Source organism: Paenarthrobacter sp. OM7, from assembly GCF_029873575.1.
In the GTDB taxonomy this organism is placed as follows: domain Bacteria; phylum Actinomycetota; class Actinomycetes; order Actinomycetales; family Micrococcaceae; genus Arthrobacter.
In genome coordinates, this window is record NZ_CP123579.1 from 3,645,161 (window position 1) to 3,660,421 (window position 15,261).

Sequence of the window (15,261 nt, forward strand, 5' to 3'; positions counted from 1 at the left end):
TCAGTCGAACCAGGGGTCCAGGCCATACAGGGGGAAGATTTCCTTGCGTGTGGCAATGATGGTCCGGTCCACCTCGTCCGCGGGGTCGTAGCCCACCTCCCAGGATCGCCACCACACGTCCACGTCGTCGCCCATGGACTCCGGAGCCCACACGCCGTAGGTTTCGCGCACATAGGTCCGCCAAGCTTCGGGCACCGGAGTGCTGAGCGGCACTGGGCGTTGCGTCACCATCCCGATCAGGTGGCTCCATGCGCGCGGCACAACACCGGTGACGTCGTAGCCGCCACCGCCCGTAGCGATCCAACGGTTGTCGCAATAGCGGGCGGCAAGGCTTGCGACGGCGGACGCCGCCTCACGCTGTCCGTCGATGCTGAGGGTCAGGTGGGTCAGGGGATCGTCCCGATGGGAATCGCAGCCGTGTTGGCTCACGATCACCTCGGGCTGGAAGGCACCCACGAGCTGCGGGACCACGGCATGGAAGGCCCGCAACCAGGCCGCGTCCCCCGTGAAAGTGGGCAGCGCTACATTGACCGCGGTCCCGGGCGCGTCCGGGCCACCGGTTTCGTTGGCAAAGCCGGTGCCGGGGAAGAGCGAAAGGCCTGTTTCATGGAGGCTGATGGTCATGACGCGGGGATCGTTCCAGAAGATACTCTGCGTCCCATCGCCGTGGTGCGCATCGACGTCGATGCAGACGATCCTTTGCACCCCGCCGTCGAGCAGCCTTTGGACGGCCAGCGCGACGTCGTTGTAGACGCAAAAGCCGCTGGCCCGCTCGCGTGCAGCATGGTGCATCCCGCCGCTGAAGTTCACGGCGCGGACGGCCCGACCCGACAGGATGGTGTCAGCGGCCAGCAGCGACCCACCGGCAAGGCGGGCACTGGCCTCATGCATCCCGGCGAACGCGGGATCGTCCTCCGTGCCCAGTCCACGGCCCTCCTCCGGAGTGGACGGATCCTCGCTGACGCGTCGAACGGCCTCAACGTAGCCGGCACTGTGGACCGTTAAAAGTTCGACGTCGGATGCCACAGCGGGTGCCTCGACGGCCACATGCTGGTGTCCGAACAGGCCCAGGGACTCGGCCAGCCGCGCTGTCAGTTCCAGCCGCTGCGGTGCCATGGGGTGGCCGGGGCCAAAATTGTAGGCAGTCATGGCTGGGTCCCACACCACCGTCGTTGGCAGTGCGGAGCGCGTAATGCTGGAAGCCGTTGTCCCAAGCCTAGAGTTCATCCAGAACAGGCTACCTGAGCCTGACGGGCCCTACTGCCCGGTTACGCCGCGGGAATAGTGGTTTACTACTCAGGAAAGCTTGTTCAACCGAGGAAGAGCGCCATGTCTCAAAGCCAGTCGCGGTCCACGAGCCCGGCCAACTGGCAAACCAACCAGCAGGAGCGGGAAGGTCTCTGGATCTTTACCCGCGTGCGCGACTTCATCGACAACATTGCCAACACGTCACCGGCCCGCTTGGCGTTGACCGTCTTCGCTGTAGTGATCCTGGTCTTCACCGGCCTGCTGTCCTTGCCCGCTGCTTCTGCGGCAGGCACTGTCACGCCCCTGCACCAGTCCATGTTCACGGCGGTCTCCGCCGTCTGCGTCACCGGGTTGACAGTGGTTTCCACGGCCACGCACTGGACCTTCTTCGGCCAGTTGGTGATCCTGATCGGTATTTTCGTAGGTGGTCTGGGCACCTTGACCCTGGCCTCGCTGTTGGCTCTCATGGTCAGCAAGCGGCTGGGCGTGCGCGGCAAGCTGATCGCCCAGGAAGCCATGAACAACGCAGGCCGGCTCGGTGAAGTGGGTACCCTGCTCCGGATCGTCATCGTGACCTCAGTGGTGATCGAGGCCGCCTTGGCCATCGTCCTGATTCCCCGCTTCATGGTGCTCGGTGAGAGCTTCTGGCAATCCGTGTGGCACGGCGTCTTCTATTCGATTTCCGCGTTCAACAACGCCGGATTCACGCCGCACTCCGATGGCATCGTCCCGTACGAGACCGATTTGTGGATCCTCATCCCGCTGATGTTGGGCGTGTTCCTGGGCAGCCTGGGCTTCCCTGTGGTGATGGTGCTCCAGCAGAACGGGCTCAATTGGAAAAAGTGGAACCTCCACACCAAGCTCACCATCCAGGTCTCGTTCATCCTGCTGGCAGCGGGCACGGTCCTGTGGGGCCTGATGGAGTGGGACAATGTTCGGACCATCGGCACCATGGACCTTGGCGACAAGATCACCCATTCGCTGTTCGCGTCCGTGATGACGCGGTCGGGCGGCTTCAACCTGGTGGACCAGAACCACATGGAATCCACCACCATGCTCCTCACCGACGCCTTGATGTTCGCCGGCGGCGGCTCGGCGTCCACGGCCGGCGGCATCAAGGTGACCACCATCGCCGTCATGTTCCTGGCCATCATGGCCGAAGCCCGCGGCGACGCCGACGTGAAAGTCTATGGCCGCACCATCCCCCAAGGCACCATGCGCGTGGCCATCTCGGTGATCGTTGCCGGCGCCACCCTGGTATCAGTGGCCGCGTTCCTGCTGCTCTCCATCAGCGGAGCGTCGTTGGACCGGGTACTCTTCGAATCCATTTCCGCCTTCGCCACCGTGGGACTGAGCACCAACCTCAGCGCCGAGCTGCCGCCGTCGGGCGTTTATGTCCTCACCGCTTTGATGTTTGCCGGCCGCGTCGGCACCGTAACCCTTGCCGCCGGCCTGGCCCTGCGCCAGCGCAGCCAGCTGTACCACTATCCGGAAGAGAGGCCAATCATTGGCTAGTACCACGGGGGCTGCCAACCGCCCCGCACACAACGCACCAGTGCTGGTCATTGGCCTCGGCCGGTTCGGATCCGCCACCGCTGAGCAGCTGGTCAAGCAGGGCCGTGAAGTCCTGGCCATCGAACGAGACCGCACACTCGTCCAAAAGTGGGCTCCCGTCCTCACACACGTGGTGGAGGCCGACGCCACCAACATCGACGCCCTGCGCCAGCTCGGCGCCCAGGAATTCAGCTCAGCCGTAGTAGGCGTAGGCACGTCCATCGAGTCCTCGGTGCTCATCACCGTGAACCTGGTGGACCTCGGCATCCAGCATCTGTGGGTCAAAGCCATCACGCCCTCGCACGGCAAGATCCTCACCCGCATCGGCGCCAACCACGTGATCTACCCCGAGGCCGACGCCGGGGTCCGTGCAGCGCACCTGGTGTCCGGACGCATGCTGGACTTCATCGAGTTCGACGACGACTACGCGATCGTCAAGATGTACCCGCCCAAGGAAACCGTGGGCTTCACCCTGGAGGAATCCAAGGTCCGGTCCAAGTACGGCGTAACCATTGTCGGCGTGAAAACCCCGGGCGAGGACTTCACCTACGCCCGGCCGGAAACCAAAGTGTCCGGCCACGATATGTTGATCGTGTCCGGACACGTGGACCTGCTGGAGCGCTTCGCAGCCCGCCCGTAGTATTCAGCCCAGCTGCTTGGTGATTTCTGCTGCGCGGGCGGCAGCGGCGCGGGCACCGTCGGCGATGATCCTGGGCATGCCGCCGTCGTCGAAGGCCATGATGGCCCGCTCGGTGGTTCCCTTCGGGCTGGTGACGGCGACGCGAAGTGCGGTGGGATCCGCTCCCGGTTCGGCCAGCATAAACCCGGCGCCTGCCACGGTTTCGCGGGCCAGCATGACGGACAGCTCCTGGTCCAGTCCGAGCTCGACGCCGGCCGCAGCCATGGCCTCGGCCAGATAGAACGCGTAGGCCGGGCCAGAACCGCTGATGGCGGACAGCGCGTCCACCTGTTCTTCGGGAATCTCCACCACAGTGCCGGCACCGGCCAGCGCCGTCTTGGCTTTTTCGAGCTGCTCAGGCGTGCAATGGGTTCCCGGCGAGACAGAGATGACACCGCGGCCCAGCCTTGAAGGCGTGTTGGGCATGGTCCGGATCACCGGCTGGCCGTTAGGCAGCGCTGCTTCGAGCTGGGCGATGGAAACCGCTGCGGCGACGCTGACAACAATCGTGTCCTTCGCCAGGGCCGGGCTGATCTCGCGAGCCAGGTCCAGGATGCCCACCGGCTTGACGCCCAGGATGACCATGCCGGAGCCCTTGGTGGCCAGCTTGTTGTTGTCCGGCTCCTCTTCGCCCGCGATGGCCATGACGCCATGGCGCTGGGCGAGTTCATCGGCCCGCTCAGCCCGGCGGACGGTGGCGACAATGTCTGACGGGTCCGTCCCTGCGGCGAGCAGGCCTCCCAGGATTGCTTCGTTCATGGATCCACAGCCAAGGAATGCGATTCGGTTGCTCATGGCTCCATCATGGCAGTTGGCCTTGGACGGGGTCTAACGGATTCCAGATTCCCAGCTTGCTCACAAGGTTATTGCAGGCAGCACTCATGGTTGGTCCGTAACTTAGTAGTTACCTCATTGAGGGTGCGAGTGATGAGGCGGGCATGGGGATGTCCGCCACAAGCACCGGTGGCCGGGCGGGTTTTCCCCCATTTCCCGATTCGGCCGCCGGTGCTTTCGCTTTTAACCGCTGATACGGCTGCGGTCGTCCCGCAGTCAGCCGCCTGACACACCCGTGAAGGGCGCGTCAGGCGGACAGACTAAGGATCAGCGCTCGACGCCGTTAGTTGTCTACGCTGCGCAGCAGCGGAACGCTCAGGTGCTGCCGCGCGAAGCGCAGTGTTTCCGCCAGCATTTCCTCACGCTCCCCCGCTACCTTCGCCTTGCGGGTGGAAATCTCCGCCACCACCACGCCGTCGAAACCCGTGGATGCCAAATGCTGAAGGGCGTCCGCGCACTGCTGCGTACCGGTACCGGGCACCAGGTGCTCGTCCTTGCCGGACCCCGACCCGTCCGTGAGGTGGACGTGCCGGAGCTTGCTGCCCAGCGCCTTGATGGCTTCCAAACTGTTGGCCCCCGCAGTGGCTGCGTGCGAGAAGTCCCACGTGACGTCGTCGTAATCCTGGCCGAGTGGATCCCAGTGCGGCAGGTACGCCACCGCTTCCCGTCCGCGGACACGCCACGGGTACATGTTCTCCACGGCGATATGCACCTGGTACATGGCCGCGATCTCCCGGACGCCTTCCACGAAATTCTCTGCGTAGTTGGACTGCCAGCGGAACGGCGGGTGGACCACTACGGTGTCGCAACCAACGTCCGCGGCCATCTGGCACGACTTCTCGATCTTGTTCCACGCAGTGCCCCACACCTGTTGCGTCAGCAGCAAGGTGGGCGCGTGAATGGAGACGATCTCCTGGTGGTAGCGGTGGCTCAACTGGATAAGGGCGTCCGGGTTCTGGCTCACCGCGTTGTTGGTGACCATCACCTCCACGCCCTCGTACCCCAGGTCCTGCGCCACGGCAAAAGCGTCGTGGACGCTCAAGGGGTAGACGGACGCGCTGGACAGCGCTACGGGGATCTGGCGGTCATTCACTTCAGGTTCGACGTCGTTGCTCATCTCAGGAGGCCAGCCCGCCTGCCACGGGGGCTGGGATTGGTGCAGGGGACGGGGTGTTTACGGGGACAGGAAATTCCTTGATTCCGGGGTGGGGCTCGCTCTTTTCCACCGTTTTGGCACCGTCCTTGGCTGCTTTCTTTTTGGACTTGTCCTTCTTCCGCTTGCCCACATGTGGAGCCGGGTCGAGGGCCTCTTCGAACACCAGCTGGTCCAGTCGCCGCAGGATCAGGCCTTCCCGCAGCGCCCATGGACAAATTTCCATGGTGGGGAACTCAAAGAGCTCCAGCGCAGCCTCGGCCACCAGTGCGCCTGCCAACAGTTGGCGGGCACGGGCATCCGAGACACCCGGGAGGTACAGCCTGTCCTCCACCGTCATGGCGGAGATGCGCTGGGCCCAAAGGCCGAGGTCCGCTGCGTGGAGTTCGCGCTTCACGTATGGTCCAGCTGCACTGGGAGCGGCACCGGCGATGCGGGCCAGCGAGCGGAAGGTCTTGGAGGTGCCCGCGACCAGGTTCGCGCGTCCCAGCTCGTGGAAATTGCGGACCACAGGCTTCAGGGTGGAACGGATGTAGCGACGCAGTTCCTTGACGCTCTTGGCTGTTGGCGGATCATCGTGGAGCCAGTCCCGCGTCAGGCGGCTGGCACCCAGGGGAACGGAGGTGGCGAACTCAGGGAGTTCGTCCGTTCCGTAGGCCATCTCAAACGAGCCGCCCCCGATGTCCAGGTCCAGGATGGGACCTGCACCCCATCCATACCAACGGCGTACAGCGAAGAAGGTCATGGAGGCTTCTTCGCTGCCCGTGAGTTCCTGGAGGGTCACCGTGGTTTCGTGTTTCACCCTGGCCAGGACTTCCGGGCCGTTGGTGGCCTCGCGGATGGCTGACGTACAGAACGCCAGGAGGTCCTCCACTTTGTGGCTGGCCGCGAACTCCCAGGCTTCCAGCACGAACTCGATGAGCTCATGCTGGCCGGCGTCATTGATGTTGCCGTCACCGTCAAGGTATTGCACCAAGGACAGAGGACGTTTATGGGATGCGAAAGCCACCGGACGCGCGCCCGGATGAGCATCCACAAGCAGCAGATGGACGGTGTTGGAACCGATGTCTAGAACGCCAAGACGCATTCTGCCATTATTCACCGATTCGAAGCCCGTGAAGCAACTTGGCGACGACGTTTCGTCGACGGAAGAGTGGCCGGATGGTTGGTCCGCCCTATTCCGTGGGCTCCCCTGCTTCGTCTGCACGCTTGAAGTCGCGGCGGATGTTGGCGATGCCTTCGGGATCAATTTCGAAGCCGAACTCGCTGCCCGGGTTGATGACCATGCCCAGTTCATCACCGATGTTGCCGAGGATCGCCGAGCCCATGGTGCCCAGGACGTGCGGGGCTGCTTCGAGGAAGCGCTCATCGACGCGGCTCGGGTGGCTGAAGACTGCCAGGACGGGCTGACCGTCGGCGTTGGAGAGCACCAGCGGCTCCACCGACGAGTCCGGGCCGTCCACGGCTTCGGAGCTGACCAGGTAAACCTCGTTGTTGAGGAAAGCGAGGATGACATCCACCGGGTTGGCGTCCGGCTGCTCGGCCGAGGCGAGCTTCGCCTCGAGGTCGTTCAAGGGTTCGTTGTCCGGTGAAACAGTCTGTTCAGTCATGGTTCTACTCGACCACGATGCCGGCCGGGACGCAATTCGCGCATGCTGTCCCGGCCTTCGCTGAAGCTACTTCTTGGCTGCGGTCTTCCTGGCCGGCGCTTTGCGGGTGGTGGTCCGCTTGACCGGGCCCTTGGCCCTTTTTTCAGCCAAAAGTTCGACGGCGCGTTCCCGGGTCAGTTCCTCCAGCGAGGTGGTGCGCGGGACCGTGATGTTGGTGATGCCGTCTGTGATGTACGGGCCGAACCGGCCTTCCTTCACCACGATGTTCTTTTCCGAAACAGGGTCCGGGCCGAACTCGGCAAGCGGCGGTACAGCCGCACGGGCTCCCCGCTGCTTGGGCTGTGAATAGATCTCCAGTGCCTGTTCCAAGGTAATCGTGAAGATTTCCTCTTCCGAACCGATGGAGCGGGAATCCGTGCCCTTCTTCAGGTACGGACCAAAGCGGCCGTTCTGCACCGTGATGGGGTTGCCATCAGCATCCTCACCGAGTACCCGCGGCAGGCTCATGAGCTGCAGCGCCTCGTCAAGGGTAACCGTGTCCACGGTCATGGACTTGAACAGCGATCCTGTACGCGGCTTGGCCTTTACTGGCTTCTTGGGCGGCTTCGGCTTGCCGTTCTTGTAGTACTCAACCGGCTGGTTTGCCAGCTGTTCCTCGGTCATTTCCGGGATGATCTCGGTGACGTATGCCCCGTAACGGCCGTTCTTGGCCACCACAGTGTGCCCGGTGTGGGGATCAGTGCCCAGGACGCGTTCCTCCGGGGCGGCAGTCTCCATCAACTCAATGGCTTTGGCTGCCGTGAGTTCATCCGGGGCAAGTTCCTCGGGGACGTTGGCCCGGGAGGACTCAACCACCTCGCCGGTCTTCTGGTCGATGGTGGGGATCGAGCTTTCCAGGTAGGGCCCGAACTTGCCTACGCGGAGTGTGATGCCTTCAGCGATGGGCACGGAGTTGATCTCGCGGGCGTCGATTTCGCCGAGGTTGTTGACGATGCTCAGCAGGCCCGGATCGGCGTCTTCACCGTAGTAGAAGTGCTTGAGCCAGGCAGCGCCTGCGGCCTGGCCATTGGCGATCTTGTCCAGGTCGCCTTCCATGTCCGCGGTGAACTCGTAGTCCACGTAGTCCGTGAAGTGCTGTTCCAGCAAACGGATCACCGAGAAAGCGATCCAGCTCGGAACCAGGGCGGAACCCTGTTTCCGGACATAACCGCGGTCCTGGATGGTGGAAATCGTGGAGGCATAAGTGGACGGACGGCCGATGCCCCGCTTTTCCAGTTCAGCAGTCAGCGATGCTTCTGTGTACCGCGGCGGTGGCGAAGTTTCGTGTCCCACAGCCTGGATTTCCGATGCTTTCAAGGAGTCGCCCTTGGCAACATTGGGCAAGCGACGGGCTTCGTCCGACTCGTCGTCGCCCCGGCTCTCGTCCTTGCCTTCTTCATAGGCGGCCAGGAAGCCGGGGAAGGTGATGACGGTACCGGAAGCCGAGAATTCGGCGTCGCGTCCGTCTGCCGCCACCGCACCGAGGCGGATGGTGGCGGTGGAGCCCTTGGCGTCGGCCATCTGCGAGGCGACGGTGCGCTTCCAGATGAGCTCGTACAACCGGAACTCATCGCCGCTCAGCTGCTTGGCAACCTGTGCCGGGGTGCGGAAAGAGTCTCCTGCGGGACGGATGGCCTCGTGCGCTTCCTGGGCGTTGGCTGCCTTGTTGGCGTACACGCGGGGGCTCTGGGGCACGTACTCAGGGCCGTAGAGCTCGGCGGCCTGGCGGCGGGATGCCGTGAGGGCTTCATCGCTCAACGCCGACGAGTCGGTACGCATATACGTGATGTAGCCGTTTTCATACAGGCGTTGGGCTACCTGCATGGTGCTCTTGGAGGAGAAGCGCAGCTTGCGGCCGGCTTCCTGCTGGAGCGTCGACGTGGTGAACGGTGCGGCCGGACGGCGGGTGTACGGCTTGGTATCTACGGAGCGTACGCGGAATTCGGCGTTTTCCAGGCCCGCGGCCAAGGACGTGGCCAGTTCCTCGTTGAGGTGCACCACTGTGGAGGAGGTGAGCTGGCCGTTGTCATTGAAGTCACGGCCACTGGCAACCTTGGAACCGTCCACAGCAGCAAGCTTGGCCTTGAAGGAACCGGAGTCAGCACCGAACTGGCCGGTGAGGTCCCAGTAGGAGGCTGCCCGGAAGGCCATGCGTTCACGTTCGCGGTCCACCACCATGCGGGTCACCACGGACTGCACACGGCCGGCCGAAAGCCCGCGGGCAACCTTGCGCCACAGGACAGGAGAGATCTCGTAGCCATACAGGCGGTCGAGGATGCGGCGGGTTTCCTGGGCATCCACCAAAGCGGTGTCCACATCGCGCAGGTTGTCCATGGCGCGGTGGATGGCTTCCTTGGTGATTTCGCCAAAGGTCATGCGATAGACGGGAACTTTGGGCTTCAGGACCTCCAGGAGGTGCCACGCGATGGCCTCGCCTTCGCGGTCCCCATCGGTTGCGAGGTAGAGCGCATCAGCGTCTTTCAGCTGGGCCTTTAGCTCGGCAACCTTTTTCTTCTTGTCCGGGGAGACAACGTAGTACGGCTTGAAGTCGTTTTCGATGTCGACGGCGAACTTGCCCAGCGAGGTCTTCTTCAGTTCTGCAGGGAGATCAGACGGCTGCGGGAGGTCCCGGATGTGGCCGATGGAAGCCTCGACGATGAAGCCTTCGCCAAGGTACTTGGCGATGGTCTTACTCTTGGCGGGAGACTCCACGATCACGAGTTTCTTGCCGGTTTTTGCCTTGCTGGGCACGGTGCTCCTACAGAAAAAATGTGTAATTGGGCTGGTGCCCATATTGGCCTAGTTCACCATAGTTTGCAGAATCCTGCGTTTTGGTACGGAAACCAGGGCGGTCATTCGGTGACCAGGCCGGAGGGTTATTGCCCGGGCGCCACGCGGTCATCCGGGATCATTGACCACAAGGTTGCCACACGTTCGGCACCTTCCGGAATCTGCGTGGGATCCTCGAGTTCGTACTCCCTCACGACCTCGCGGATTCTGTCCGCCAGTTCCTTCCGTTGCGGGTTGGTGAGATAAAGCAGGTTGCTGGAGAGGACCACCGATACCGGCTCGTCTCCCCCTTCACCACGCTGGCGGCGCTCCCCCCGGGCTTTCGCGAAGGCAGAAGCGCGTCGACGGAACGCATCGAGCTCCAGGTCAACCACGGCAATCTCGGGGCTGGCGACACTGCCTCCCGAGATGGTGAAGTCTGTTCCGGCAGCCTTCCAACGCCGCTCGCGTGCATCACCGGCATTTTCGGCCGGTGCGACGATTCCCCATTTCTGGAGGGCGCGGAGGTGGTAGCTCATGGCGCTGGGGGTCAGGCCGGTCCGGGCAGCGAGTTCGGTTGCTGTGTGGCTCACCTGGGTGGCGTAAAGCTCAGAGATGACCTCGATGCGGGCAGCGTGCGCCAAGGCGCGGATAGCCTTGGGATCGGTGATCTCAACCGTCTTCTCGGCCCGCTTCCGCCGCGGAACGTCGCCTGACGTTTGGGATGTCTCGTTGTTCGCAATCACTTGATCAGTGTAGTCAGGGTCACTTGCGGGACCATCGGAGTTCATCGCCGGCGGCGTCGCGTCGCTGCTCATTCGCTGGTCTGCGTCGGGTCCGGAAGCAGGAAACCTTCAAGGACGAGGTTGGTGACATCCCTGTACAGGCCCTCCGTGAAAGCATCCTCGTCAAAGTCGTCGTCGCCTCCCAACAGCGAGACCAGGGCCGCCACGATCTGGCGGACCGACAACTCTCCGTCGCAGGCAGAGGCGAACCCTGCAAGCTCCGTGCTGAGCAGGTTGGTCCTGCGGAGGCCTGCACCCTGCCTCAGGAGAATGACACCAGGATGGGCAGCTCCGGGTCGCTGGTGGCGTTCTTCGGTTACGTCCTCCGCGGCTACCAGATGCGCGTCGGCCACCGGGGTGGCGGCTACCCAATCGGCCCGTTCCACGGCCGCGCCCAGATGCGGCCCGATGGGTTGTTCGATGGGATAGGTGATCTCTTCGAAGCGGCTGATGGTGGACCGGTGTCCTGGCCCAGGGCGGCGCAGCCAGATCATGCCGAAGCCCACCCCTTCCACGTTCCTGGAGGCGAAGTCGTCCAGGTATGCGGCGTACGACTCCTTGTACTGCTCACGGTCACGGTTCTGGGAGGCATCCTGCAGCCAGGTCTCGGCGTACTGTTCCGGATCCACTTGCTCGCGCTGGATGAACCACACGTCAAGACCCGAGTCCTTGAGCCATGCATTGGGACGGTCCTTCCAGTCCGACCCCTCGGTAACCTCCCAGTTGCCCAGCATTTGTGCGGTGCCGCCGGGTTCCAGGACGCTGGCGAGTGATTGCACCAACGAAGCCACGATCCCGTCACCCGGAAGTCCGCCGTCGCGGTAGGTGAACTGGTCCGACGACAATTCCCCGCCCGTCCTGGGTGTGATCACGAAGGGAGGGTTGGACACCACCAAGCCGAACTGTTCACCCTCCACAGGGTCCAGGAGCGATCCCAGGCGAAGGCTTACGCGGCTCTCCAAGTTCTGGGGATCCAGGTCAAGCTCCGCCGCGTTCAGCAGCAGATTGAACCGGGTGAATGCCAGTGCCCTTGGGGAGATGTCCGTAGCTGTAACGTGCTCGCAATGGTGCAGCAGGTGGAAAGTCTGGATCCCGCAGCCAGTCCCCAGGTCCAGGGCGCGTTTGGTGTGTTGCCTGAAAGTGGTTTGGACCAGCGTTGTGGAGGCGCGGCCAATGCCCAGGACATGGTCATGACGCAGGACTCCCGCCTGTTGGTGGGCTGCGAGGTCACTGGCGACCCAGAGTTCGGCGCCACCGCTGCCGTCTGCATTCGCGTCCCAACCGTACGGTCGCAGGTCTACCGTGACCCGGACGACCTCGCCATCCACGGCGGCCAAGCCGAGCTCCACGATTCCTTGGGTACGGATTCCGGGCAGGGCGGAGTCAACGTCGGCCACGGACTGTGGGACGGCCAGAAGCCAGAGACGGACAATCACAGCCAGCGACCGGACCGCGGGATCGTGCGAGTCTTTCAACCGCTCGGTGGCCAGGAGCGCAGGAACCACTTGGTCCCTGCCAAGCGCTGCTGACGCCGACTCCCCCAGCAGGTCAGCCACGCCATCCACGGTGTAGGAGAGGGCGCGAAGGTCCCGGGCAAGCACCTGGAGCAGTGCGGGTTGGTCGCTTCGGGGAGCATCGTCAGTGTTGCCGGCGGTAAACAAGAATGCAGTGTCAGTCACCCTGCAAGTGTAGGGGCGGCCTCCCGGGCCGGGTGGTCCCCTACCGGGCTATGTGGACAAAGGACGCCGCTGGAACCCGGTAGCGTGGAATCATGCTCAACTTCTCCTCCACAAGGCGCCGCGCGGGCCTTGGTGCCCTGGCCGCTGGCGTCCTGCTGGGGGTCGCCGCCTGCCAGGCGCCGGTCAACATCGCAGATGCAGACGTTCCCGCTTGGAAGGAAAAGGTCCTCCCGGCAGCAAGCCGCGCGGTCTTGGAGGACTCCGGCAAGATCCTCAACCGGGACCCCTTGGTCAAGGAATCGCCCAGCGTGTCCGCCGGGACCTATACGCTCACCATGGCGTGCGACGGCGGCGGCAAGGCCTACTTCGCCGTCTCCTTGAGCGGAAACAAAATCGCCGATGCGGCTGCAGCATGCAACGGCAGCCTCGATGTGGTGAAAATCAAAGTGCCTGCTGCCGGCCCCCTCAACATCTCGACCAGCAGCGTCGATGCCCCACTGATCTACGCTTATCACCTGGCTCCGACGGCAGGCTAGAAGCCCCCGGATTCTTCCTCCAACAAGCCTTCAGACAGCGGCCGCGCGGGCGTAAAGTCAGTGCATGGGCAGCAAGGCAGCTTGCTCGGTGATGTCACAGCGGCTGGCGAGGGCCGCCGTCGTGCTTCTCGTTGTCCTGAGCGGAGGCGTAGCCGGTTGCGAATACACCTATGAGGACGGCGGCAGGCCGGAGGCCACCGCCACCTCCACTGCAGGAAACATCGCCCTTCCACCCGATCCGGCGCTGGAAGACACCGTCAGCGGCGATGCCCTGGAAGAATGGGCAAAGGCTGCGCTGCCTGAGTCGCAAGGTCAGTCGTTCTACTCCAGCAGCGGCTATCTGAACCCCGGTGAGTCCAAGTCCGAGCAAACAGTGCAGCTGCCCGGAGGAACATACGCCGTGACGCTGGCATGCCGTGGCACCCGCCGGGTCACGTTCGCCGTGACGCTGAACGATGTGGCTCTGGTGGACCTGACGTTGGGGTGCGCCAACGCGCGGGTCAGCGTTGTCCAACTGGACAAGGACGCCATCCTGTCCATCACCGTCGGGTCCAGGTCCGATGCCAATTTCGCCTACCGTGTGAGCAGGCTTTGAGACCGCGCTAAGCGGCTTCGCAGCCTCCGGGGCAGCGCAGCGTTTCCGGGCTTGAGGCGCATTCGGCACAGTACAGGGTCAGAGTGCGGCAACTGAGGTTGGAGCAATTCTCGAACTTGTTGGTGGGGGCAGCGCAGCGGACGCATTCGCCGATGGTTTTGGCGTCCTCGCTGAACTCGACGTGCATGCGCTTGTCGAAGACATAAAGGGAACCTTCCCAGAGCCCTTTGTCCTTGAACGTTTCTCCGTAGCGGACAATCCCGCCATCCAACTGGTAGACCTCTTTGAAGCCCCTGTTGACCATCAGGCTGGATAGGACTTCGCAGCGGATTCCACCGGTGCAATAGGTGACGACCGGTTTGTCCTTGAGGTCGTCGTACTTGCCCGAATCCAGTTCCTTGATGAAGTCGTGCGTGGTGTCCACGTCCGGAACGATCGCATCCTTGAACTTGCCGATCTGTGCCTCGAACGCGTTGCGGCCGTCAAAGAACACCACGTCCTCGCCACTGGACTTCCTTGCCTCCACCAGCGCGTGGAGTTCCTCCGGCTGGAGGTGCTTGCCGCCGCCCACCACGCCGTTGTCATCAACTTTGAGTTCCCCGGGAGCACCGAACGACACGATTTCATCGCGGACCTTGACGCTGAGGCGCGGGAAATCTGCGGCACTTCCCTCCGACCATTTGAAGTCGATCCCATGGAAGCCCTTATATTCACGCGTGGTCTTCACGTACTGCTTCATGTTGTTCAACTCGCCGCCTACCGTGGCGTTGATGCCGTCCTTCGAAATGAGGATCCTGCCGGTGAGGCCCAGTTTTTCGCACAGGGCACGCTGCCATAGACGCACGGCGTCGGGGTCGGCGATCGGGGTAAAGCCATAGAAGAGGACGATTCGGTTCAAAGCCACTATTCAAGGGTACTTGGTGCAGTAAAATCGCCGACCGGCCACGCTTCAGGCCCGTCCGGCACCGCGCCTGCCGATAGGAGAAGTCACAATTCCATAAGCAAGCATTCCGGGGCTGATCCGGCTCTGTTGCTTCATGATGCGCTGGCATACTCTCTCTACATGAGTCCAGACGCCTTGGTTGAAGACATTGCGCACCTTTTGGAAGTCTGGGTAGCCGGCTGGTCCGGCTGCCGCGGCTATGAGTCACGCCAAGAAGGCCGCTTCCCTGCTGCGCTTCGCGCCGACAAAACCGGTGACTGGGAGTATTTTGCCCACGATCCCTCGGACGAAGAGTTCACCGCCCTTGCGGCCAAGACCGCAGAAGCCCCCACCCGGATCCTGACGGTCCTCACCAACGACGTCCAACGGTACAAGTACCTGGCTGAACAGCACGGGCTGACCGTGACGTCCGCATCGCAAACCATGATGATCGTGGACATGGAAACCCAGGATTCCGAGGATCCGTGGCTGCCCGACGACGACCTTGAACTCGCTACCTCCGAATCCAACGGAGTCCACTACGCCGTGGTCCATTCCGGCGAGCAGGTGGCCGCCAGCGGACGGGTCTTCGTAGTGGACGGTACTGCAGTCTTCGACAAAATCGTCACCGAACCGGACTTCCAGCGCCGTGGGCTGGGAAGCTTTATCATGAAGGCCCTCGCCGCCCAGGCGTTCTCGCATGATGTGGAGAACGGGCTTTTGCTGGCATCCCTGGACGGCCAGAAGCTCTACTCCCATCTTGGCTGGGACGTGGTGTGCCACGTTCTCATGATGTCCGCCAGCGGCACCGAAGGATCGGACCTTTCAGGAGCATAGCTTCTGCTTCCGACGGCTGGT

General features: G+C 63.1%; 14 protein-coding genes. 5 read left to right on the top strand and 9 right to left on the bottom strand.

Going from position 1 to position 15,261, the window contains the following annotated elements; translation table 11 throughout:
• Entirely contained in the window at positions 1-1,227 is a 1,227-nt protein-coding gene (locus QEH68_RS16750; protein WP_280623476.1) for an acetoin utilization protein AcuC, read from the bottom strand.
• Positions 1,228-1,329: 102 nt separating this feature from the next.
• On the opposite strand from QEH68_RS16750, the gene QEH68_RS16755 reads away from it, so the two are divergent.
• Both QEH68_RS16755 and QEH68_RS16760 read left to right on the top strand, forming a co-directional pair.
• Positions 1,330-2,763 carry a potassium transporter TrkG gene (locus QEH68_RS16755; protein ID WP_089596106.1) on the top strand — a complete coding sequence of 478 codons (1,434 nt, stop codon included), beginning with the start codon at positions 1,330-1,332 and terminating at the stop codon, positions 2,761-2,763.
• Positions 2,756-3,442 carry a TrkA family potassium uptake protein gene (locus tag QEH68_RS16760; protein WP_026541351.1) on the top strand — a complete coding sequence of 229 codons (687 nt, stop codon included), beginning with the start codon at positions 2,756-2,758 and terminating at the stop codon, positions 3,440-3,442. Before QEH68_RS16755 ends, QEH68_RS16760 begins: the two co-directional genes overlap by 8 nt.
• A 3-nt stretch (positions 3,443-3,445) precedes the next feature.
• On the opposite strand, the gene proC is transcribed toward QEH68_RS16760, so the two are convergent.
• From proC to QEH68_RS16795, 7 genes are all read right to left on the bottom strand, one after another.
• Positions 3,446-4,276, bottom strand: a complete 831-nt coding sequence (gene proC, locus QEH68_RS16765; protein WP_280623477.1) for a pyrroline-5-carboxylate reductase — start codon at positions 4,274-4,276, stop codon at positions 3,446-3,448.
• A 322-nt stretch (positions 4,277-4,598) separates the two neighbouring features.
• Positions 4,599-5,432: a sugar phosphate isomerase/epimerase gene (locus QEH68_RS16770; RefSeq protein WP_207594530.1), complete on the bottom strand. Its 834-nt coding sequence runs from the start codon at positions 5,430-5,432 to the stop codon at positions 4,599-4,601.
• Between the two features lies 1 nt (position 5,433).
• Complete coding sequence (locus QEH68_RS16775; RefSeq protein ID WP_280623478.1) at positions 5,434-6,555, bottom strand: Ppx/GppA phosphatase family protein; 1,122 nt, start codon at positions 6,553-6,555, stop codon at positions 5,434-5,436.
• An 88-nt stretch (positions 6,556-6,643) separates the two neighbouring features.
• A complete protein-coding gene (locus QEH68_RS16780; RefSeq protein WP_026541355.1) occupies positions 6,644-7,078 on the bottom strand; it encodes an SseB family protein in 435 nt (144 codons plus the stop codon).
• Positions 7,079-7,144: 66 nt separating this feature from the next.
• The gene (gene topA, locus QEH68_RS16785; protein ID WP_280623479.1) at positions 7,145-9,868 is read right to left on the bottom strand and encodes a type I DNA topoisomerase; all 2,724 of its coding nucleotides are present in this window, start codon (positions 9,866-9,868) and stop codon (positions 7,145-7,147) included.
• A gap of 125 nt (positions 9,869-9,993) precedes the next feature.
• Positions 9,994-10,704, bottom strand: coding sequence for a winged helix-turn-helix domain-containing protein (locus tag QEH68_RS16790; protein WP_207594539.1), 711 nt, complete (start codon positions 10,702-10,704; stop codon positions 9,994-9,996).
• Positions 10,701-12,350 (bottom strand): methyltransferase, encoded by a 1,650-nt coding sequence (locus QEH68_RS16795; protein WP_280623480.1) that lies wholly within the window; start codon positions 12,348-12,350, stop codon positions 10,701-10,703. The genes QEH68_RS16790 and QEH68_RS16795 overlap by 4 nt, the downstream gene beginning before the upstream one ends.
• A 92-nt stretch (positions 12,351-12,442) precedes the next feature.
• On the opposite strand from QEH68_RS16795, the gene QEH68_RS16800 reads away from it, so the two are divergent.
• Entirely contained in the window at positions 12,443-12,886 is a 444-nt protein-coding gene (locus tag QEH68_RS16800) for a hypothetical protein (protein ID WP_280623481.1), read from the top strand.
• A 64-nt stretch (positions 12,887-12,950) separates the two neighbouring features.
• On the top strand, positions 12,951-13,481 hold the full coding sequence (locus tag QEH68_RS16805) for a hypothetical protein (RefSeq protein ID WP_280623482.1): 531 nt from the start codon (positions 12,951-12,953) through the stop codon (positions 13,479-13,481).
• A 7-nt stretch (positions 13,482-13,488) separates the two neighbouring features.
• Here QEH68_RS16805 and QEH68_RS16810 read toward each other — a convergent pair whose 3' ends face one another.
• Positions 13,489-14,385: a rhodanese-related sulfurtransferase gene (locus QEH68_RS16810; protein WP_089596116.1), complete on the bottom strand. Its 897-nt coding sequence runs from the start codon at positions 14,383-14,385 to the stop codon at positions 13,489-13,491.
• 159 nt (positions 14,386-14,544) lie between these two features.
• Here QEH68_RS16810 and QEH68_RS16815 point away from each other — a divergent pair, with 159 nt between their 5' ends.
• Entirely contained in the window at positions 14,545-15,240 is a 696-nt protein-coding gene (locus QEH68_RS16815) for a GNAT family N-acetyltransferase (RefSeq protein ID WP_207594547.1), read from the top strand.
• The last annotated feature ends 21 nt before the right edge of the window (positions 15,241-15,261 follow it).